This is a genomic window from Burkholderia thailandensis E264, assembly GCF_000012365.1.
In the GTDB taxonomy this organism is placed as follows: Bacteria; Pseudomonadota; Gammaproteobacteria; order Burkholderiales; family Burkholderiaceae; genus Burkholderia; species Burkholderia thailandensis.
In genome coordinates this window covers 1,629,765-1,649,127 of record NC_007651.1, presented here as the reverse complement: position 1 = coordinate 1,649,127, position 19,363 = coordinate 1,629,765, and the positions used below count along the sequence as shown (strand labels likewise).

At 57.9% G+C, this 19,363-nt stretch carries 20 protein-coding genes; 6 read left to right on the top strand and 14 right to left on the bottom strand.

What is annotated here, in order from left to right:
- Positions 1 to 58 precede the first annotated feature (58 nt).
- A protein-coding gene (locus BTH_RS19615; protein WP_085952878.1) for an IS3-like element ISButh2 family transposase occupies positions 59 to 1,269 on the top strand; the annotation gives its coding sequence in 2 pieces (ribosomal slippage) (positions 59 to 374 and positions 374 to 1,269; 1,212 coding nt in all).
- Here the strand turns inward: BTH_RS19615 and BTH_RS19610 are convergent.
- The 3 genes from BTH_RS19610 to BTH_RS33775 form a co-directional block, all read right to left on the bottom strand.
- Entirely contained in the window at positions 1,261 to 2,070 is an 810-nt protein-coding gene (locus BTH_RS19610) for a hypothetical protein (protein WP_127446400.1), read from the bottom strand. The genes BTH_RS19615 and BTH_RS19610 overlap by 9 nt on opposite strands.
- A gap of 344 nt (positions 2,071 to 2,414) precedes the next feature.
- Positions 2,415 to 2,663 carry a hypothetical protein gene (locus BTH_RS33780; protein ID WP_127446401.1) on the bottom strand — a complete coding sequence of 83 codons (249 nt, stop codon included), beginning with the start codon at positions 2,661 to 2,663 and terminating at the stop codon, positions 2,415 to 2,417.
- Positions 2,664 to 2,947: 284 nt separating this feature from the next.
- Positions 2,948 to 3,637 carry a hypothetical protein gene (locus tag BTH_RS33775; protein WP_127446402.1) on the bottom strand — a complete coding sequence of 230 codons (690 nt, stop codon included), beginning with the start codon at positions 3,635 to 3,637 and terminating at the stop codon, positions 2,948 to 2,950.
- A 233-nt stretch (positions 3,638 to 3,870) separates the two neighbouring features.
- Here BTH_RS33775 and tnpA (BTH_RS19600) point away from each other — a divergent pair, with 233 nt between their 5' ends.
- Genes tnpA (BTH_RS19600) through BTH_RS35895 form a run of 4 tightly spaced genes read left to right on the top strand, consistent with a single transcriptional unit; the run spans position 3,871 to position 7,064 of the window.
- The gene (tnpA, locus tag BTH_RS19600; RefSeq protein WP_009888727.1) at positions 3,871 to 4,278 is read left to right on the top strand and encodes an IS66-like element accessory protein TnpA; all 408 of its coding nucleotides are present in this window, start codon (positions 3,871 to 3,873) and stop codon (positions 4,276 to 4,278) included.
- Complete coding sequence (tnpB, locus tag BTH_RS19595) at positions 4,275 to 4,622, top strand: IS66 family insertion sequence element accessory protein TnpB (protein ID WP_009889515.1); 348 nt, start codon at positions 4,275 to 4,277, stop codon at positions 4,620 to 4,622. Before tnpA (BTH_RS19600) ends, tnpB (BTH_RS19595) begins: the two co-directional genes overlap by 4 nt.
- 29 nt (positions 4,623 to 4,651) lie before the next feature.
- Positions 4,652 to 6,223, top strand: a complete 1,572-nt coding sequence (gene tnpC, locus BTH_RS19590) for an IS66 family transposase (RefSeq protein WP_009889500.1) — start codon at positions 4,652 to 4,654, stop codon at positions 6,221 to 6,223.
- 46 nt (positions 6,224 to 6,269) lie between these two features.
- Positions 6,270 to 7,064, top strand: coding sequence for a TniQ family protein (locus tag BTH_RS35895; RefSeq protein ID WP_080511475.1), 795 nt, complete (start codon positions 6,270 to 6,272; stop codon positions 7,062 to 7,064).
- Positions 7,065 to 7,331: 267 nt separating this feature from the next.
- Here the strand turns inward: BTH_RS35895 and tnpC (BTH_RS19585) are convergent, their stop codons facing one another.
- The 11 genes from tnpC (BTH_RS19585) to BTH_RS19540 form a co-directional block, all read right to left on the bottom strand.
- Positions 7,332 to 8,855: an IS66 family transposase gene (gene tnpC, locus BTH_RS19585; RefSeq protein ID WP_407637878.1), complete on the bottom strand. Its 1,524-nt coding sequence runs from the start codon at positions 8,853 to 8,855 to the stop codon at positions 7,332 to 7,334.
- A gap of 77 nt (positions 8,856 to 8,932) precedes the next feature.
- Positions 8,933 to 9,280 carry an IS66 family insertion sequence element accessory protein TnpB gene (gene tnpB / locus BTH_RS19580; protein ID WP_009889515.1) on the bottom strand — a complete coding sequence of 116 codons (348 nt, stop codon included), beginning with the start codon at positions 9,278 to 9,280 and terminating at the stop codon, positions 8,933 to 8,935.
- A 103-nt stretch (positions 9,281 to 9,383) separates the two neighbouring features.
- Positions 9,384 to 10,955 (bottom strand): IS66 family transposase, encoded by a 1,572-nt coding sequence (tnpC, locus tag BTH_RS19575; protein ID WP_011402069.1) that lies wholly within the window; start codon positions 10,953 to 10,955, stop codon positions 9,384 to 9,386.
- Between the two features lie 29 nt (positions 10,956 to 10,984).
- Positions 10,985 to 11,332 (bottom strand): IS66 family insertion sequence element accessory protein TnpB, encoded by a 348-nt coding sequence (tnpB, locus tag BTH_RS19570; protein WP_011402068.1) that lies wholly within the window; start codon positions 11,330 to 11,332, stop codon positions 10,985 to 10,987.
- Positions 11,329 to 11,736, bottom strand: coding sequence for an IS66-like element accessory protein TnpA (tnpA, locus tag BTH_RS19565; RefSeq protein WP_009888727.1), 408 nt, complete (start codon positions 11,734 to 11,736; stop codon positions 11,329 to 11,331). Before tnpA (BTH_RS19565) ends, tnpB (BTH_RS19570) begins: the two co-directional genes overlap by 4 nt.
- 182 nt (positions 11,737 to 11,918) lie before the next feature.
- The gene (locus BTH_RS35250) at positions 11,919 to 12,518 is read right to left on the bottom strand and encodes an HAD family hydrolase (RefSeq protein WP_009889514.1); all 600 of its coding nucleotides are present in this window, start codon (positions 12,516 to 12,518) and stop codon (positions 11,919 to 11,921) included.
- Positions 12,519 to 12,542: 24 nt separating this feature from the next.
- On the bottom strand, positions 12,543 to 15,305 hold the full coding sequence (locus tag BTH_RS31510) for an ATP-dependent helicase (RefSeq protein WP_011402067.1): 2,763 nt from the start codon (positions 15,303 to 15,305) through the stop codon (positions 12,543 to 12,545).
- Between the two features lie 126 nt (positions 15,306 to 15,431).
- Complete coding sequence (locus tag BTH_RS33765; protein WP_127446404.1) at positions 15,432 to 16,763, bottom strand: hypothetical protein; 1,332 nt, start codon at positions 16,761 to 16,763, stop codon at positions 15,432 to 15,434.
- Complete coding sequence (locus BTH_RS33760; protein ID WP_127446405.1) at positions 16,754 to 17,182, bottom strand: hypothetical protein; 429 nt, start codon at positions 17,180 to 17,182, stop codon at positions 16,754 to 16,756. Before BTH_RS33760 ends, BTH_RS33765 begins: the two co-directional genes overlap by 10 nt.
- 43 nt (positions 17,183 to 17,225) lie before the next feature.
- Positions 17,226 to 17,702: a DUF7665 family protein gene (locus BTH_RS33755; protein ID WP_127446406.1), complete on the bottom strand. Its 477-nt coding sequence runs from the start codon at positions 17,700 to 17,702 to the stop codon at positions 17,226 to 17,228.
- The gene (locus BTH_RS19540) at positions 17,699 to 18,325 is read right to left on the bottom strand and encodes a hypothetical protein (RefSeq protein ID WP_009889505.1); all 627 of its coding nucleotides are present in this window, start codon (positions 18,323 to 18,325) and stop codon (positions 17,699 to 17,701) included. The genes BTH_RS33755 and BTH_RS19540 overlap by 4 nt, the downstream gene beginning before the upstream one ends.
- 78 nt (positions 18,326 to 18,403) lie before the next feature.
- On the opposite strand from BTH_RS19540, the gene BTH_RS35720 reads away from it, so the two are divergent.
- Positions 18,404 to 19,291: a helix-turn-helix transcriptional regulator gene (locus tag BTH_RS35720; protein WP_326924348.1), complete on the top strand. Its 888-nt coding sequence runs from the start codon at positions 18,404 to 18,406 to the stop codon at positions 19,289 to 19,291.
- Positions 19,292 to 19,363: the final 72 nt, after the last annotated feature.

Genomic DNA, 19,363 nt, shown 5'->3' with positions numbered 1-19,363 from the left:
GCTTAAACTAACGGGTAGGCATAGGACTGTGTTTTTGACTAACACCAGGCAGGAAGTGATGGAAGTGTTGACGGGCCCGGAGCGTCGGCGGCGCTGGACGGCGGAACAGAAGCTGGCGATGGTTCGCGAGAGTTTGGAGCCGGGGACGTCGGTTTCGATGGTCGCGCGCCAGCACGGCGTGAACCCGAACCAGCTGTTCCACTGGCGCAAGCTGTACCAGGACGGGAGCCTGTCAGCAGTCAAGGCTGGCGAGGAAGTAGTTCCGGCATCGGAGCTGGCCGACGCGCTCAAGCAGATTCGCGAGCTGCAACGGATGCTCGGCAAAAAGACCATGGAGAACGAGATTCTCCGGGAAGCAGTCGAGTACGGCCGAGCAAAAAAATGGATAGCGCACTCGCCCTTGCTGCCGGAGGACGGCCAGTGAAACTGGTTTGTGAAGTTCTCGGCGTGTCGCGCTCGAACGTATCGGCACGACTGTCGCGCCCGGCGACGTGGCGCGATGGCCGTCAATCGAGACAGGCCGACGATGCGAGCGTGGTCGAGGAAATCCGCCGTGTCGTCGGCGATTTGCCCAGCTATGGCTATCGCCGGGTTTGGGGCACGTTGCGCAACGAGCGTGTTGCCGTTGGGCTGGTGCCGTTCAATGCCAAGCGCATCTATCGCGTCATGCGTACGCACGGGCTACTGATGCAGCGCCGACCGATTCCACCTCGGCCGCAACGTCGCCATGACGGCAAGGTGGCTGTCGGTCGCAGCAATCAGCGATGGTGCTCCGACGGCTTCGAGTTTCGCTGCGACAACGGCGAGCCGCTGCGCGTAACGTTCGCGCTGGACTGCTGTGACCGCGAGGCGATGAGTTGGGCGGCCACGACGGCAGGCCATAGCGGCGACATCGTGCGCGACGTGATGCTGGCTGCGGTGGAAAATCGTTTCGGCAATGCGTTGCATACGCCATCCGAAATCGAGTGGTTGAGCGACAACGGTTCGGGCTACACGGCCGACGACACGCGCCGGTTTGCGATGGACATAGGCCTGAAGCCGTTGACCACGCCGGTGTGCAGCCCGCAAAGTAACGGCATGGCTGAGAGCTTCGTGAAAACCATGAAGCGCGATTACGTCGCCTTCATGCCGAAGCCGGACGCGGCGACCGCTGCACACAATCTGGCCATCGCGTTCGAGCATTACAACGAGAAGCATCCCCATAGCGCGCTGAAATACCGCTCGCCTCGCGAGTTCCGGCGCTCGATGGATTCAGCAACCTTAGTGTGAAGCTGTGTCCGGGATTACAGGGTCAATTCCATTGTCCGTGCTGTACAAACTCTGGCTGGTCGCATTGACTGAGCCTGTCATCAACGTACATCCGGCAGGCGACACGGCTTCGAACACCTTGGCATGTGCAAAGCGGCCCGGCCGGAACGTGTCCGCCACCACGTACGTCGTATCTTCGGGAAGTTCGTTGTGATCCTTGTCGAACGGCGCTATGCGGCCCGGCAAGCTCAACCCCACACGCAGGATCTGAGCTCCGCTGTCCCCGGCCAGCTGCGCCACGGCACTGGCGTCGCAGTCGTGATACGGTGCAAGCACGGTCAATTGATGTACAGCGCCGAGGTCAGCACATCGTGTGGAAAACTGGTTCGCGACGGGCTCGGTGAGCGTGTGCACGAGCCAGACGCTTTGATTCGCGCGGGCCTCCGGGCTGCCGGATGAAGCTGCAACGCGGGCCCGGCGGGCGTAGCCCCCCAACAGTTCACGCGTCTCCCCGGTCAGCCCTTCACGCGCAGCAAACGCGGCCATGAAATCTGCAAACTGCTGAAACACCAAGGGGTGTTCAAGCGAATTCACGGCGTCGACGACCTCGAGGTTTTGCGCCTGACCAGCAAATGTCAGGTTTCCGCTTCCCACGACAAGGACGTCTCCGCCGTCCTCCCGCTCCATGTAGGCCAACTTCGGATGAAAGAAGCCGCCGGATTTCATGAACACCGGAACTATGCGATACGCATTGCCTGCGTACAGGCTGCCGGACTCATCTGTAGAGCGGCAAGCCTGCCGCGAATCAATCAGCACCTCCACACTTTCGCACCCGCTCAAGCGAAGAACCGGGAGGCAAAACGCCTCAAACCAACCGGGGCTGAAAGTGAATGTCGTAAAGAGGACTCTTCTGGGACGGACCTCATCCAGAAGTGCCATTAGTCGCGTCTGCCCCATGCCCAGCCCCGTGGAAATAGCCTTCAGGCCTATTGAACTAGTCGGGCAAGTTTATACGGCCGGCTCTGCTGGCGGAAGCTCGCTGCACAACAGCTGCAACATGTCGACCACGCACCATACAAACCTTTGCCGGGGTCGTTTAAGGTTGGGCAACCTGTACTGGGAGGCTGAAGCCGTCTTTGCTGAACAGAGGCGACCGCAAACCGTTGCTATCGAGCAGGAGAAAAATAGGAAGCGTTGGTGAAAACGTTTGGTCCGTAGATATCGCTCTCGATCTGCATAAGAACTGCGTCGATGGCAGTCGGAGTAGTGTGACTTTGCACGGACATCTTGAACGCATCGTGAAACGGTTTGCAGCGTTGCCCCTCGGCTATCTCCGTTCGGAAATCGTCAAGCAACTGGCTCAGATGTTCGGTGGCCTCCTGTCGGCCGAGTGGAGTGCGCGGAGTCTGGTTCATGGAAACGATCCTCAGTGCCGCCCAGACCGAATATGCTCCACGGTGTATCTCATCGTTTATACCCGTGGAAACGATTCCGATTATAAGAATCAGACGGTTTCTCGGAAGAAATCTGAATTTGCCCATCCATGTTGCCTTAACAAACGGCGAGAGCGTCGCACCAGCGTCTGCGCGGACTATGATATTCGGTGCAAGACGTGACAATACGGCCCCTGTTTCGACCCCTAGTTCAGGCACGAATTGATAACCTTCTGTTGTAGGAAATGCGAATATGGTCTGTCCAGTCATTTCCGAGTCAACCCATCAACAGCCGCAGTGAAGAACGAGTCGAGCGCCGTATCGTCATCGCGAAGAGAGATTTGAAATATCTGAATGTTGACATTCAGGTGCGAATGCAGATTAGCCAGAACGCCGGCGTATCGCTTAAGCAGGCCATCTCTTTCGACCTCGGGTACTTTGTCAAGCTTGTTGACGACGAACAGCACGCGAGCGAGGTTATCATTGGTACGGGAAACAACACTGATGAATCGTTGCCATAGGCTTGGCCCCTCGCGAAGAATCGAAAGGAACTTCTCGATCGCGGCGATGTGTTTCGCAGGATCGCGATGATCGACCATAACCACGAGAACTCGCGGATTGTTTTTGAAATAGGCTTCAGCCCATTGTTCGGGAACTTCCCCGGGGACATCGATCGTTTTTACATACTCAACACCCTGAATCCGCTTGGCCAAGTCATTCCGCAAACGTCGGGAGTCCACGTTGACCTTGAGCGTTCGATTAAAATCCAAGAATACGTTCGGAGCCGCGACATCATATTTTGAGAGAAGCGTCGTTTTACCTACCTCCGCGATACCAATTGGCAAAATTCCGTTCTTGACCTTCTGGCGCCATGCGCGGTAGGCACTTAGCCCTTCGTTGATCGCCTCATCCTGGAGCGCCTCGAATACCTTGTTCTTCCCCGATTTGCTGGTCATGTTCGACTCCGTTCTGTTTTTAGGATTATCACGTACGTAGGTGCTTCTCTAGGGCATTGCATCAGTGTCCCAAGCAAGATTGCCGCACCTGTGCGGATACTGTTCACGATACAAGCCTCACAAGCTATCTGAAGACTTGTCGCCTACTAGTAAGCGAGTCGCCGGTACCGTCTCGACGGTGTGAATGAATGTTGCCAGAGTAGACCCCACCACGGCGAGTAGCGGGGACCACAGTGTCAACAGAAGCACCGAAGAGAACTTCACGCAAAGGCATTCCTAATCACCCCGTCGAATTTCGACGGAAACTCGCCAAGCTGGCCTGCGAACCGGGCGTATCCGTAGCGCGGCTGGCGATGGAACACGGGGTGAACACGAACTTGTTATTCAAATGGCGTCGCGCGTTGCGTGCCGGCGAATACGATTCTGTGGGATTTTTGCCGGTCACATTGGAAGCGCCAGCGCCACAGATCGAGCGACCGACTGCGACCGTGGCGCCGACGCCGGTGATCGGCGCTGCCGCGATGGGCGCCATAGAGATCAACGTCGGTAACACTCGTGTGCGGATCGAGGGCTCGCCCAACGAGGGCACGTTGCGGCTGGTGCTGCGCATGTTGCGCAACACACCGGAATCGGCAGCATGATCGGGCTGCCCAGCCGCACAAAGGTCTGGCTGGCCGCGGGTGTGACTGATATGCGTTCAGGCTTCAACAGCTTGGCCGCGAAGGTCCAGACCGTATTGGAACGCGATCCCTTCAGCGGCCACGTGTTCGTGTTCCGAGGCAAGCGCGGCGATCTGGTCAAAGTGCTGTGGTGGAGCGGCGACGGCATGTGTCTTCTGATGAAACGCCTGGAACGGGGCCGATTCGTTTGGCCACGCGCCGACGGTGGCGTTGTCTGCCTGAGCCAAGCCCAACTGTCGATGCTGCTCGAAGGTATCGACTGGCGCCAGCCGATACGAACGACCGAGCCGACATCGGCGTTGTAAACCCGTCGGCCGCCGCGTAAACTGCCGGCATGACCGCGGCCAACGCCTATCCGGACGACATCGAAGCGCTCAAAGCCATGCTGCTCGAGCGCGATGCTCGCATTGGGCATCTCGAGGACGTAGTCGAATCGCACAAGGCGGCGAACGCCACCGCCAAGGCAGAGATCGAGCATCTGAAGCTGCTGATTGCGAAGCTGCGCCGCATGCAGTTCGGTCGCAAGTCGGAGAAGCTCGATCGTCAGATCGAACAACTCGAACTGCGTCTGGAAGAACTCGAAGCGGACGAAGGCGCGGCTCCGATCGAAATCCCGAAGACACCTCGTACCGCGCCGGAACAGTCGCCTCGCAAGCCGCTGCCCGAGCATCTGCCACGTGAAGAGCAAACGCACTTGCCGCAATCGACCGAGACGTGCTCGGAATGCGGCGGCAAGCTCAAGCTGCTAGGCGAAGACGTCTCCGAACAACTTGAATATGTACCTGCGAGCTTCCGCGTAATCCGTCATGTGCGGCCCAAGTTCGCCTGCGCGTGCTGCGATCACATCGCGCAAGCAGCAGCGCCGAGTCGTCCCATCGAGCGCGGCCTGGCGGGCCCTGGACTACTCGCGCACGTGCTGGTCTCGAAGTTCGCAGACCACATCCCGCTGTATCGGCAGTCGGTCATGTATGCGCGTGAAGGCGTCGAACTCGACCGCTCGTTGCTCGCGAAGTGGGTCGGCCACGGCGCGACGCTTTTACAACCACTGGTCGATGCATTACGCCGTCATGTGATGACCGGGACGAAGCTGCATGCCGACGACACGCCGGTCCCAGTGCTCGAACCGGGCAACGGCAAGACGAAGACTGGCCGCTTGTGGGTCTATGTGCGTGACGATCGATCGTCAGCCGATATGACGCCGCCAGCGGTGTGGTTCGCTTACACGCCGGATCGCAAAGGCATCCATCCGCAACAACATCTCGAGACGTTCAGCGGCACGCTGCAAGCGGACGCCTATGGCGGCTACCAGGCTATCTACGAGACCGGACGCGTGAGGGAAGCTGCCTGCTGGGCGCATGCCCGACGCCAGTTCTATGAGCTACACGCTGCGCGCCCGAACGCATTGAATACCGAAGCGCTCGAGCGTATCGGTGCGTTGTACAAGATCGAAGACGCGATACGCGGCAAACCGCCCGACGAGCGTCGTGCGTATCGAGAAGCACATGCCCGACCGCTTCTCAGTCAGCTTCACGCCTGGCTCACCGCCACGCTGGAGACACTCTCAAAGAAATCCGATACGAGTCGGGCGATTCTCTATGCGCTGAACCGATGGGAAGCGCTCACACGCTATTGCGACGACGGCCAACTCGAGATCGATAACCTGCCGGTCGAGCGAGCGTTGCGTGGAGTGGCCATCGGGAGGCGGAATTACCTGTTCGCCGGTGCCGACTCCGGCGGCGAGCGCGCTGCCGCGATCTATAGCCTCATCGGAACGGCGAAGCTCAACGGCATCGATCCCGAGGCGTATCTGCGCTTCGTCCTTGCCCGCATTGCTGATCACGCAATCAATCGTGTCGATCAGCTCATGCCGTGGGCCATAGCTGATCAACTCCGCGACGACAGCTGACATCAAGATCCCGTCGTCAAGACGGCGCTGCCGACACGCTTACAGTATGCCGACGACCTCCAACTCTTTATTGCTCGCTCCAGATCCGATCTCAGGGGAGTCGCCTTCATCGTGGCTTCAGCGATTGAGCCTAATGCATGCCGTCAGCACTCGGACGCTCCTGCGCTCCATGGGGATTCGGCATGTAGGAGATCCCGATGTCGACCTTACTCCGCACGTGTATTCAACCCTGGTACAGGGAACAAATGTCTCTGAAGCCTGCGTTGATCATCTTGCAGGGATTTATCAGCACGTGAGCGAAAAGCGATACCGCGGCATCCTGTTACGCGACGATCAGCGACAGCCAGCGTACAGGTTCTGTCCACAATGTCTCGCCGGGGACGAAGTTCCTTTCCTGCGAGTTAGCTGGAGGTTTTCCGACTGGAAAATCTGCCCAGAACATCACATTCGAATGTGCTATCGATGCGCCACGTGCCTTTCGCCGTTTCCGGCTCTGCGTCCACCGCGGCGCTTCTACGTACCCGACCTGAGATCCTGTTCGAATTGTGCTGGTGACCTTACTTTGCATCCGGTCAACCACATAGCAAACGAGGAAACCGCCGCCTTAACGAAAACGCAACGGGCTCTTGCAAGCGCCTTCCTGCTTGGCCGCTGCTTCATCAAGGGGAACCCCAACGAACTCCCTCTGCATTACTTGGTAACGCTGATGGGCTTGGGTCACGTTGAAGCACACGGAAGGGTTAAATCGCGAAGCGCACCGCAATTTCGATTTTTCCCCACAAAGCGTGACCGGAGGAAACTAGCATTTTCCTGCGATCCGAGCATGGGTCTGCCGGTTTAGTGAACGGCCGCTTCTCGTAGCGCAATAGGTTACGCAAAATACATCGCCCGAAGTGCTCGGAACTATCTTTTAACGTAGCGACGTCATCGCCAGACCGAAACTTGGCGCAAGCCACCATGACTGCAGGCGCATCTTAATCCCTTTAGCAACATCTACGTCGAATCCACCACCGGTGACTGTGACGCGCGCGCGTGATTTGATGATATGCCAAGCGGGCGTAAGCGGTAAGCGTGTCGGCAGCGCCGTCTTGACGACGGGATCTTGATGTCAGCTGTCGTCGCGGAGTTGATCAGCTATGGCCCACGGCATGAGCTGATCGACACGATTGATTGCGTGATCAGCAATGCGGGCAAGGACGAAGCGCAGATACGCCTCGGGATCGATGCCGTTGAGCTTCGCCGTTCCGATGAGGCTATAGATCGCGGCAGCGCGCTCGCCGCCGGAGTCGGCACCGGCGAACAGGTAATTCCGCCTCCCGATGGCCACTCCACGCAACGCTCGCTCGACCGGCAGGTTATCGATCTCGAGTTGGCCGTCGTCGCAATAGCGTGTGAGCGCTTCCCATCGGTTCAGCGCATAGAGAATCGCCCGACTCGTATCGGATTTCTTTGAGAGTGTCTCCAGCGTGGCGGTGAGCCAGGCGTGAAGCTGACTGAGAAGCGGTCGGGCATGTGCTTCTCGATACGCACGACGCTCGTCGGGCGGTTTGCCGCGTATCGCGTCTTCGATCTTGTACAACGCACCGATACGCTCGAGCGCTTCGGTATTCAATGCGTTCGGGCGCGCAGCGTGTAGCTCATAGAACTGGCGTCGGGCATGCGCCCAGCAGGCAGCTTCCCTCACGCGTCCGGTCTCGTAGATAGCCTGGTAGCCGCCATAGGCGTCCGCTTGCAGCGTGCCGCTGAACGTCTCGAGATGTTGTTGCGGATGGATGCCTTTGCGATCCGGCGTGTAAGCGAACCACACCGCTGGCGGCGTCATATCGGCTGACGATCGATCGTCACGCACATAGACCCACAAGCGGCCAGTCTTCGTCTTGCCGCTGCCCGGTTCGAGCACTGGGACCGGCGTGTCGTCGGCATGCAGCTTCGTCCCGGTCATCACATGACGGCGTAATGCATCGACCAGTGGTTGTAAAAGCGTCGCGCCGTGGCCGACCCACTTCGCGAGCAACGAGCGGTCGAGTTCGACGCCTTCACGCGCATACATGACCGACTGCCGATACAGCGGGATGTGGTCTGCGAACTTCGAGACCAGCACGTGCGCGAGTAGTCCAGGGCCCGCCAGGCCGCGCTCGATGGGACGACTCGGCGCTGCTGCTTGCGCGATGTGATCGCAGCACGCGCAGGCGAACTTGGGCCGCACATGACGGATTACGCGGAAGCTCGCAGGTACATATTCAAGTTGTTCGGAGACGTCTTCGCCTAGCAGCTTGAGCTTGCCGCCGCATTCCGAGCACGTCTCGGTCGATTGCGGCAAGTGCGTTTGCTCTTCACGTGGCAGATGCTCGGGCAGCGGCTTGCGAGGCGACTGTTCCGGCGCGGTACGAGGTGTCTTCGGGATTTCGATCGGAGCCGCGCCTTCGTCCGCTTCGAGTTCTTCCAGACGCAGTTCGAGTTGTTCGATCTGACGATCGAGCTTCTCCGACTTGCGACCGAACTGCATGCGGCGCAGCTTCGCAATCAGCAGCTTCAGATGCTCGATCTCTGCCTTGGCGGTGGCGTTCGCCGCCTTGTGCGATTCGACTACGTCCTCGAGATGCCCAATGCGAGCATCGCGCTCGAGCAGCATGGCTTTGGGCGCTTCGATGTCGTCCGGATAGGCGTTGGCCGCGGTCATGCCGGCAGTTTACGCGGCGGCCGACGGGTTTACAACGCCGATGTCGGCTCGGTCGTTCGTATCGGCTGGCGCCAGTCGATACCTTCGAGCAGCATCGACAGTTGGGCTTGGCTCAGGCAGACAACGCCACCGTCGGCGCGTGGCCAAACGAATCGGCCCCGTTCCAGGCGTTTCATCAGAAGACACATGCCGTCGCCGCTCCACCACAGCACTTTGACCAGATCGCCGCGCTTGCCTCGGAACACGAACACGTGGCCGCTGAAGGGATCGCGTTCCAATACGGTCTGGACCTTCGCGGCCAAGCTGTTGAAGCCTGAACGCATATCAGTCACACCCGCGGCCAGCCAGACCTTTGTGCGGCTGGGCAGCCCGATCATGCTGCCGATTCCGGTGTGTTGCGCAACATGCGCAGCACCAGCCGCAACGTGCCCTCGTTGGTAAGCGTGTCGGCAGCGCCGTCTTGACGACGGGATCTTGATGTCAGCTGTCGTCGCGGAGTTGATCAGCTATGGCCCACGGCATGAGCTGATCGACACGATTGGTTGCGTGATCAGCAATGCGGGCAAGGACGAAGCGCAGATACGCCTCGGGATCGATGCCGTTGAGCTTCGCCGTTCCGATGAGGCTATAGATCGCGGCAGCGCGCTCGCCGCCGGAGTCGGCACCGGCGAACAGGTAATTCCGCCTCCCGATGGCCACTCCACGCAACGCTCGCTCGACCGGCAGGTTATCGATCTCGAGTTGGCCGTCGTCGCAATAGCGTGTGAGCGCTTCCCATCGGTTCAGCGCATAGAGAATCGCCCGACTCGTATCGGATTTCTTTGAGAGTGTCTCCAGCGTGGCGGTGAGCCAGGCGTGAAGCTGACTGAGAAGCGGTCGGGCATGTGCTTCTCGATACGCACGACGCTCGTCGGGCGGTTTGCCGCGTATCGCGTCTTCGATCTTGTACAACGCACCGATACGCTCGAGCGCTTCGGTATTCAATGCGTTCGGGCGCGCAGCGTGTAGCTCATAGAACTGGCGTCGGGCATGCGCCCAGCAGGCAGTTTCCCTCACGCGTCCGGTCTCGTAGATAGCCTGGTAGCCGCCATAGGCGTCCGCTTGCAGCGTGCCGCTGAACGTCTCGAGATGTTGTTGCGGATGGATGCCTTTGCGATCCGGCGTGTAAGCGAACCACACCGCTGGCGGCGTCATATCGGCTGACGATCGATCGTCACGCACATAGACCCACAAGCGGCCAGTCTTCGTCTTGCCGTTGCCCGGTTCGAGCACTGGGACCGGCGTGTCGTCGGCATGCAGCTTCGTCCCGGTCATCACATGACGGCGTAATGCATCGACCAGTGGTTGTAAAAGCGTCGCGCCGTGGCCGACCCACTTCGCGAGCAACGAGCGGTCGAGTTCGACGCCTTCACGCGCATACATGACCGACTGCCGATACAGCGGGATGTGGTCTGCGAACTTCGAGACCAGCACGTGCGCGAGTAGTCCAGGGCCCGCCAGGCCGCGCTCGATGGGACGACTCGGCGCTGCTGCTTGCGCGATGTGATCGCAGCACGCGCAGGCGAACTTGGGCCGCGCATGACGGATTACGCGGAAGCTCGCAGGTACATATTCAAGTTGTTCGGAGACGTCTTCGCCTAGCAGCTTGAGCTTGCCGCCGCATTCCGAGCACGTCTCGGTCGATTGCGGCAAGTGCGTTTGCTCTTCACGTGGCAGATGCTCGGGCAGCGGCTTGCGAGGCGACTGTTCCGGCGCGGTACGAGGTGTCTTCGGGATTTCGATCGGAGCCGCGCCTTCGTCCGCTTCGAGTTCTTCCAGACGCAGTTCGAGTTGTTCGATCTGACGATCGAGCTTCTCCGACTTGCGACCGAACTGCATGCGGCGCAGCTTCGCAATCAGCAACTTCAGATGCTCGATCTCTGCCTTGGCGGTGGCGTTCGCCGCCTTGTGCGATTCGACTACGTCCTCGAGATGCCCAATGCGAGCATCGCGCTCGAGCAGCATGGCTTTGAGCGCTTCGATGTCGTCCGGATAGGCGTTGGCCGCGGTCATGCCGGCAGTTTACGCGGCGGCCGACGGGTTTACAACGCCGATGTCGGCTCGGTCGTTCGTATCGGCTGGCGCCAGTCGATACCTTCGAGCAGCATCGACAGTTGGGCTTGGCTCAGGCAGACAACGCCACCGTCGGCGCGTGGCCAAACGAATCGGCCCCGTTCCAGGCGTTTCATCAGAAGACACATGCCGTCGCCGCTCCACCACAGCACTTTGACCAGATCGCCGCGCTTGCCTCGGAACACGAACACGTGGCCGCTGAAGGGATCGCGTTCCAATACGGTCTGGACCTTCGCGACCAAGCTGTTGAAGCCTGAACGCATATCAGTCACACCCGCGGCCAGCCAGACCTTTGTGCGGCTGGGCAGCCCGATCATGCTGCCGATTCCGGTGTGTTGCGCAACATGCGCAGCACCAGCCGCAACGTGCCCTCGTTGGGCGAGCCCTCGATCCGCACACGAGTGTTACCGACGTTGATCTCTATGGCGCCCATCGCGGCAGCGCCGATCACCGGCGTCGGCGCCACGGTCGCAGTCGGTCGCTCGATCTGTGGCGCTGGCGCTTCCAATGTGACCGGCAAAAATCCCACAGAATCGTATTCGCCGGCACGCAACGCGCGACGCCATTTGAATAACAAGTTCGTGTTCACCCCGTGTTCCATCGCCAGCCGCGCTACGGATACGCCCGGTTCGCAGGCCAGCTTGGCGAGTTTCCGTCGAAATTCGACGGGGTGATTAGGAATGCCTTTGCGTGAAGTTCTCTTCGGTGCTTCTGTTGACACTGTGGTCCCCGCTACTCGCCGTGGTGGGGTCTACTCTGGCAACATTCATTCACACCGTCGAGACGGTACCGGCGACTCGCTTACAAGCGGGCAAGCCAATTGCGTCACTAGTTCGGTCGTCAATCCTTTTCGAGAGTCGCACAAGAGCTGCGACACGGTCGCGTCGTACCACTTGCCGCTGACTATATAGCTAGCATGCTCGTCAATTGTCGCAAAGTTCTAATGGTCGGCACCGGACGCCTCGATACTCCGGCCCTATCAAGATGAATTGCTCGCATACCAAAATTTGTTGCACCAACGTAGTCGGTGGAAAACGTATCTCCGACCATCATGGCGTCAGCGGGAGAGACGCCCGTCTTGTCGCAGATCCACGCGAAAGTGTGCGGATCGGGCTTGAGATATCCGAGCTCAAACGACCATGCACAATGCACGCGGAACGGAAGCGTGCACAACAGAGCTTCCGCGTAAGGTTGCGCCAAGTTCGACACGATACCGATCTTTATGCCTGCGGCGTTCAGTTTCATCAAGCATTCCTCTGCGTCCGAAAACAACCGAATACCGTCAAGTTCGAGTGCCAATTCTGCTTCGAGAGACTCGAGATCGACCGATCCAGACGCGAACTCCGCAGCTGCGGCGCGTAGCCCCAACGGCCGCGTCATCACAGTGTGAAGCACATCTCTGGGTCTGCGACATGCTCGTGCCAGCTTGACGAACGGTTGCGTCTTCGCCTTAAGTTCACAGAGAGTGCCAAATGCGTCGAATAAGATGGCATCAACAGACATTTGCGACGCTGCCCCTCTTCTTGACTAGCTCTTATTGACAGCGGCCGAGCAAAGGTTGCAGTAGTCGCACGCTCCGCAAGCTTTCTTGCCAGGCTTTGGTGGCAATTGATTTCGCCGCAGTGCCGTAGCAGCCGCGAGTACGTCCCGCCTCACGTCGTCGGTGAAATCTCCATCGACAGATCGTCGTTTTTGTCGTTGATTGTCAAGCTCGTAAATCTCGACATAGTCGGCGGGTCGCCCAGTAAGCTCCTTATAACCTAGCGCATAAATATGGAGTTGTGTTTCGGTAACTGCTTCAGCCTGTGCCCGGTCATTCGACTTCAGGTCAACGATAGTGACTTCGTCAGTATCCATTCTCCGTACCAAGTCGATTCTTCCAGCCACTGAAACGCCATCGCCAAGAGCAATCTCTATCGCCTTCTCAGAAAACTCCAAATTGTTGAACTCAGCCGCATTTTTCCGAATGTATGCAGCCACGACTTTCACAGCGGCGCTCTTCAACTTGTCCTTCAAATCCGGATAGGCATATGGTGCCCGCAAGTGGCGCTCGATCAATTCTTCGGCTTCGCGGGAGTCAATGGTCTCTCCGCGCAACGCACGTGCGTGAACCTCGGCCAAGGCGTCGTGCAGCGACTTTCCGTACCCCAAGGCCTCGTCGAGCGGCGCGTTGAATCCGTAGAGGATGCGCAGCTTGAACTGATAGGGACACTCAAAGAAGTACTTTACATCCGAGAACGACAACGTGACGTTCGCTACCGATGCCTTAGGCGCTGGCGTCAGTTGCTGTCGGGTAGCGTAATTCTGAACTCGCCGTTTCACGTATTTCGATGCCAAGACCTCATTGTAGAAATCCGACGCCACTTGCGCCGTGCGGTTACCCTCATGTGGTGCCCACGTCATGTGCAAATACTTCTGTGCGCGTGTCACCGCAACGTAGAAGAGTCGTCGCTCGTCGTCAGCGCCTCCCCGATAGCGAGCGGCATTGGAAAATGCTTCAGAGGGCAGAAGATGCCAAGCGTTTCGCCCGCCACCACCCTTTGCCGGAAAGCGATTCTTTACCAATTGAGGAATAAATACTACCGGCCACTGGAGCCCCTTTGCCTGGTGCACGGTCATGATGCGGACGGCATCGGGACTAACAAAACCGTTATCTTGCCATCCCTCCGGGTACGCATTTTCGGCATGGAAACGCAGAAAGCCCGCAAAGCTCTTGTATTTCTCTACCGGATCGGAATGAAAGTGAATGCTTTCGAAATCGGAGATCGCCTGGCTAAACTTTCCAAGGTTGTAGAAGACGATCTCGCCACGGCCGCCTGGTACTCGTTCCTCTCGCAGTTCGGACTTCTCCATAAAAGCGATAAACTGCCGCTGCAGGTTGTAGACCTTGAACTGCCCTATTTCCGCGTCCTGCATGTCTACGCGAGCCTCGGCTGCCGCTGCAATAGCACCTTCAAGGGCATGCTTGGTGATGCCAAGGTCAGCACGTTGCCAGGCAGCACGCAACTCGTTCATCTCTATCTCGCCTGCCAAAAAATAAAAAAGCTGGCGTGCTGCCTCCACCTCTTCCTTCTGAAAAAGGTTGTCCATACCGGTGATGACATATGGCACCCTCACCGCATCCAACGCGGCTGTCACTGCCGGTGCGTCTCGCCTTACGGATCGAAGCAACACCGCCATGTCGGACCATGAGATACCGCGTTCACTACTACTTTCATGGACAACAACTCCCCGCAGAGCCATGCAAGTCTTTGCAATATATTCTGCCTCTTCCTCAGGTGAGTCGAACCCGAGCGCTACGATGTCACCATCTTCATAGGATTGCGCATGTGTAGCTTTCATCTCCTTCGGCAAGCGGTGGTTTAGATGACTGATGAATTCACGAGCCAGTGCTACGACACCTTCGCTCGAGCGAAAATTCTCTTCAAGCCGCACTTGCGTCACATCGTTGTATCGGCGATCAAAGGTGAGAATGTTTTGTACTTCGCTACCTCGCCACTGGTAGATCGTCTGATCGTCATCGCCGACCACACAAATGTCAGCGCCAAGTTGACGTAGTTCCGCAACTATCGCCTCCTGGACTGGATTGACATCTTGATATTCGTCGACGATCACATGCTTGACACGCAGCGCTAATCGCTCCCGTAGCTCTCTATTCCGCGTTAGCTCTGCCACAGCACGATTTAGGATTCCAGAGTAATCTAGATATCCTTTCTTGTCAGTTAGATCCTCGTAGATCTTGAGGTGCGAAGCGACAGTGTTGTCCTCGAGGAGGGCCTCATCACATGGATGATCCTCGCGCAGGATCGCCAACGCAGATACGTAGTTCCGAGTGTCGGTATAACGCTTGAGCGGTTTCCCATCCAGCGTCGTGCTTTGCGTTAGACCAGATGCCTTCGAGTGGCGATCGACAAACAGTGCCTGCTGGACGTCGTTGAGAACCTCGTACTTCATGTACTGAGGTACCTCCGACTTAAGCAACTCCAAACAATAGCCATGGATGGTGCCGACGTACATATCAGCCAGGCCTGTAACGTTGCCGATTTGCTCGTGACAACGGGTATGTATGCGCTCCTTGAGTTCCGCTGCAGCCTTGTCCGTAAACGTAAACGCAACAATGTTCTCGGGATGGCAGCCAGCGCCTCCCACGGAAATAGGCTGCAGCAATCTTACAACCCGTTGAGCGACAACCTCTGTCTTACCGGAACCTGCGCAAGCAATTAGCTGCAGGTTTCCATTCACGTGGTCAATTGCGGCGATTTGGCTTTTCGTGAACTTCGAGCGATCCATTTCTCCCCCGTTTGCCCAACTTGTACTACTGGTTATGCTACCCGGCATGTCGCCAAAGAGCCAGAGTTCACGATCAGTTGGCACGTGCGATAGCGTTGAGATCAAGAATGATTGAGAGATTAATTATCAGTCAGTTGCCGCGTTCCCAGCGTGACACGCGCCCCTCGCATCAACATTAACCGTCGGTGCCACTCTGCGCGAGCTCAACGATGAAAGCTTGCCGACCTCGGCCGACGGGCAACCGCATCCGGACGTTATTGCTATAACGCGAGCAATTGCGACAACCGCGGCCAAGGCACTGACATATGGCGCGGCTACGCTTGCGCCGGCAACCTCTGCCGCGCCGCAGCGGCCGATTTCTCTTTGAAGATCTCGATACGCCTGCTCTTCTGGAATTTCATTGGCAACGTCGCGATCACTTTGGTTGGCGAAGTGCTCACTTATCCGTCGAGCACTATCGAAAACGCTAACACGGTATCGATCAAAGTCCGCTGCTGTTCGGCCCAATCCCGCATCAACAATGCAATCAAAACCAACGTTAGCCAACTGCTTGCGCGGTTCGACTTTATCGACACCACAAAGCGCGACGCGCGGATCACCATCGTCGAGTCGGTCCGCTGCAACAAGTAGGCGATCAATGCGCCTGACGTTAAAGCCCTTCGCCAGCGCCCATTGCTCGGCTACTCTCGTCTTCAAGACCCCATAGGTTCCATCGCCGACGAGTACGGAAGTTGCCCAATTTTCTTCGGTGATCTTGTCTCGATCTTGAAGAACGAGCGAAACTTCATTCGGATCTCCGTAAGGCAGCATCATCAGCGTCCAAAGGAACGCCTGCCCAAGATTTCCCAGGCCAATTAGCCACAATGCACCCGGAAGAAAAATATCGGAAAAACATGGGGCGTCCTCATGCCCATCGGTCGTCGGCCAAAGATCAATTTCCGATTTCAGCTCGTAACATCGGCTCCGCTCCGCCTCAAAGGCCCGACCGACAGCGAGCGCGCCGGCCGCAATCCCCACGAGTGGGTTATCTCCACGTTCACAGCCACACGCCCCCGCATCGTCCGTGCCGGCCCGCCACTCATCCCACCAGACGCCTACGGACCAACAATCTCTGCGCACCTCCGCGGCCCCAACTATGATCGTGCGCGACGCTGCGCCATCGAAATCGCCTGCTCCGAGTTTTTCCGCCGCCTCGCCAAGACTGGATGATCCCAGCGGTAGTGGACAATTGATTGGTTGCCCTAGTGAGCCGACCACGCGAACACCGCCGACAAAGGTGCGACGGCCTACCGACACTGCTGTCAAAACTGCTGCGTGGGCTGCGGGCGAGGTAGCATCCGGCCCAACAACCACCTCGAGTGTCAGGGCCCTCAATCTTGTCTGCGCCTCGTCGAACGTTACCCCTTCGCTATCGACAAGTATCTTTGCAAGACGCGATATATAGCGATCTAACGCCATTTTGGCCACCATCCGACGTGAAATGGAGAAGGACGTTCGAAGCTGCGATCACGCCAACGACATGATCCCAGATATTGGTGAACGCCAATTGCGCCGGGGTGGCTCGCTCTGGCCGCATAGTCAGGAAGGATGATTGCGACGTGGCCGACTTCTGCCACGACGGGGTTGGCCTGATCCGATGGACTTTGCTGGAAGCGACCGGGATGAACATGGACGTCCGCGACGACGCTCCTGCCCGTTTTCCTGCAGTGCGTCCAGAGATCGCCGAGCCGGCGTCCGTCGATTTCAACAATACCGGTACGTAGCGCATTCGGGTCGATGTCATCGTAGAAGACGAACTCTTCGATGATCCGCTCCTTACCATTCGTACCCAATAGAAATGCACCGCTCTCGCGCCAACCGCCTGCACGCCGTTTCAACTCAGCGACGCCAGCATTCCAGACGGCTGAATCGCAAAATATTTCAGGCCGTGGCCCGAGCGCGAATCGCGCGAGCGTTACTATTAAGGATGCCATATAGATCCTCGAAAATGAACGCCAGACGGCGATCCGAACGCCATGCCAGATGTGGGTATGCGCTAGCGTTGTTGTTATGGGGGCCGGTCAATCGTTCCCAAGGTCGGTAGACGGTGTCGGAACTCCACTGTTGAAAACTGATTTCTACGCGCCGATTCCCCCGCGGACGCATTGCTCCTGCGAGCGACTGATTCGATTTGTGGTCCCAGATTCGCACCATCGGCGGCTGGCCGGGGTAGTTGGATAGCTCGGCCCGAAAACCGTACTCGCTCGGCGCGCCATCGGGCTCAGTCGCAGAAATCACGAAGTCAAGTGTTGGAAATTTGTGCTCGAGGATCCGCCACCAGCCAGATTCACAGCCGCTGACAATCCCTCCGCCCCGGAGATCGGCCTCGACGCGGCCAGCGCTCGGATCTGCAATCACCGGAAGGCTCCGTTGGCTATGTCGCCGCGGACAAGATCGAGAGCGAGGTTGTCGTGATGCTCGGCAAGGTGCCCGATATGCTCTGTCGACGGCAGCTCCTCCTTTTGACCGTGGAGCACCAGCTCAAACTCGACAGCCATACTCGGGTCGATGTTGAAAGCCCTGATCGCCCAGGCAAGGACATCCTCAACGGTTGCGTGCCGCTTGAAATCGTGGCGAAGCTCGTGAGCCTGGTAATAGACTGTTACCGCGACGGCACTGGAATGATGGACATGATGGCGGCGCCGATACGGATACTGCGCGTCTACAACGATCTCCGTCAGCCCCTCTTCCTCGCCTTCGCGAACGAGCACCAACTCCTCGATCGAGCAACCGCGTTCCCTAGAAAAGACCTGAAGAATCGTCGTTACGCTTTCTCCCCTCCGAAGCACAATGACGCGCTCATCGGAGCGGCCTGCCTTCACCGGCACGGAGTAGCTGTCATCGCTGAACGCCCCATCAGCCAGGCGGCCGAGGCCGATTCGTTCCGTTTCGCTGGTACTCATCTTCACACCTTTCAAATTTATTTCGGTGGTGCGTACCAACCCGGACAGGTCGATTCGCCTCTCGACCAAGCAGAACATGATCGATGCGATGAATGTAGCAGATCATTTTGATGATGTAAACAGAGCTTTTTGATTCATGTTGCCCATCACTATGAAATGCGCCATCCTACGGCCGATATACAGGAGACTTCTATGTCCAGTGCCCAAGAGGAGCGACTCAGATTCATCGACTTCCGACTGATGTTCCTTGGTGACGTCAGCCGGCAGGACCTAACCGACCGCTTCGGCATCTCAGAGCCCGCAGCAACTAGGGACCTCACGCAATACAGGGAGCGTTGCGCCGCCAACATGGAGTACAGCCATGTACAGCGGGCCTACCTCCGGAACTACAACTTTGCGCCACTGTATGACCATGAGAGCACTGAAGCCTTGGCAATGATCGCGCACGGCCACCTCGCACTTCCTCGGCGGGAAAGGAAACCCCTTCTTCGATGTGACCTTCCGATCCAGTTAGATAGTCCGGATTCAATGGTGGTATCAACAATCACGAGAGCGATAAACCACCAACATGTCATCTCAATTGACTATCGATCGCACAGTAGTGGCGAAACGCGACGCCAAATTGTTCCATTCGCCCTGGTGGACAACGGCCTCCGGTGGCACATTCGGGCCTACGATCGCCGAAGACTGCGATTCTCAGACTTCGTTATCTCTCGGATCAGCAATCCAACAATCGAAGAATCTGTCGTCCTAACCCACGAGCGATGGGAACATGACATTCAGTGGAACCGGATCGTGGAACTAGAACTTGTGCCACATCCGAAGCGCCCACACCCCGAGACGACGCTATTCGAGTACGGCATGGTCAACGGAATTTCTCGGCTCCGAGTCAGAGCCGCCGTTGCGGGCTATTTCCTACGCCGATGGAACGTTGACTGTTCTCCCGACCATTGTCTCGAGGGGAACGAGTATCAATTGTGGCTAAAAAACAGAGAAACACTGTATGGCGTAGAAACACTAGAGATAGCGCCTGGCTACCTCTGATCTTCTCAGCAGTGCGCCGAAGCGGCGAAGGCGGTGGATAGCTTACGGTGCCATTTGGCACTTTAAAGCCCC

What these genes read in the sequence shown, in the direction of transcription:
- BTH_RS33780 (WP_127446401.1), bottom strand. Translation starts at nt 2,663, where the DNA reads ATGAACCAGACTCCGCGCACTCCACTCGGCCGACAGGAGGCCACCGAA.
- BTH_RS33775 (WP_127446402.1), bottom strand. Translation starts at nt 3,637, where the DNA reads ATGACCAGCAAATCGGGGAAGAACAAGGTATTCGAGGCGCTCCAGGAT.
- tnpB (WP_009889515.1), top strand. Translation starts at nt 4,275, where the DNA reads ATGATCGGGCTGCCCAGCCGCACAAAGGTCTGGCTGGCCGCGGGTGTG.
- tnpC (WP_009889500.1), top strand. Translation starts at nt 4,652, where the DNA reads ATGACCGCGGCCAACGCCTATCCGGACGACATCGAAGCGCTCAAAGCC.
- BTH_RS35895 (WP_080511475.1), top strand. Translation starts at nt 6,270, where the DNA reads ATGCCGACGACCTCCAACTCTTTATTGCTCGCTCCAGATCCGATCTCA.
- tnpC (WP_407637878.1), bottom strand. Translation starts at nt 8,855, where the DNA reads ATGCTGCTCGAGCGCGATGCTCGCATTGGGCATCTCGAGGACGTAGTC.
- tnpB (WP_009889515.1), bottom strand. Translation starts at nt 9,280, where the DNA reads ATGATCGGGCTGCCCAGCCGCACAAAGGTCTGGCTGGCCGCGGGTGTG.
- tnpC (WP_011402069.1), bottom strand. Translation starts at nt 10,955, where the DNA reads ATGACCGCGGCCAACGCCTATCCGGACGACATCGAAGCGCTCAAAGCC.
- tnpB (WP_011402068.1), bottom strand. Translation starts at nt 11,332, where the DNA reads ATGATCGGGCTGCCCAGCCGCACAAAGGTCTGGCTGGCCGCGGGTGTG.
- BTH_RS35250 (WP_009889514.1), bottom strand. Translation starts at nt 12,518, where the DNA reads ATGTCTGTTGATGCCATCTTATTCGACGCATTTGGCACTCTCTGTGAA.
- BTH_RS31510 (WP_011402067.1), bottom strand. Translation starts at nt 15,305, where the DNA reads ATGGATCGCTCGAAGTTCACGAAAAGCCAAATCGCCGCAATTGACCAC.
- BTH_RS33765 (WP_127446404.1), bottom strand. Translation starts at nt 16,763, where the DNA reads ATGGCGTTAGATCGCTATATATCGCGTCTTGCAAAGATACTTGTCGAT.
- BTH_RS19540 (WP_009889505.1), bottom strand. Translation starts at nt 18,325, where the DNA reads ATGTTCTGCTTGGTCGAGAGGCGAATCGACCTGTCCGGGTTGGTACGC.
- BTH_RS35720 (WP_326924348.1), top strand. Translation starts at nt 18,404, where the DNA reads ATGCGCCATCCTACGGCCGATATACAGGAGACTTCTATGTCCAGTGCC.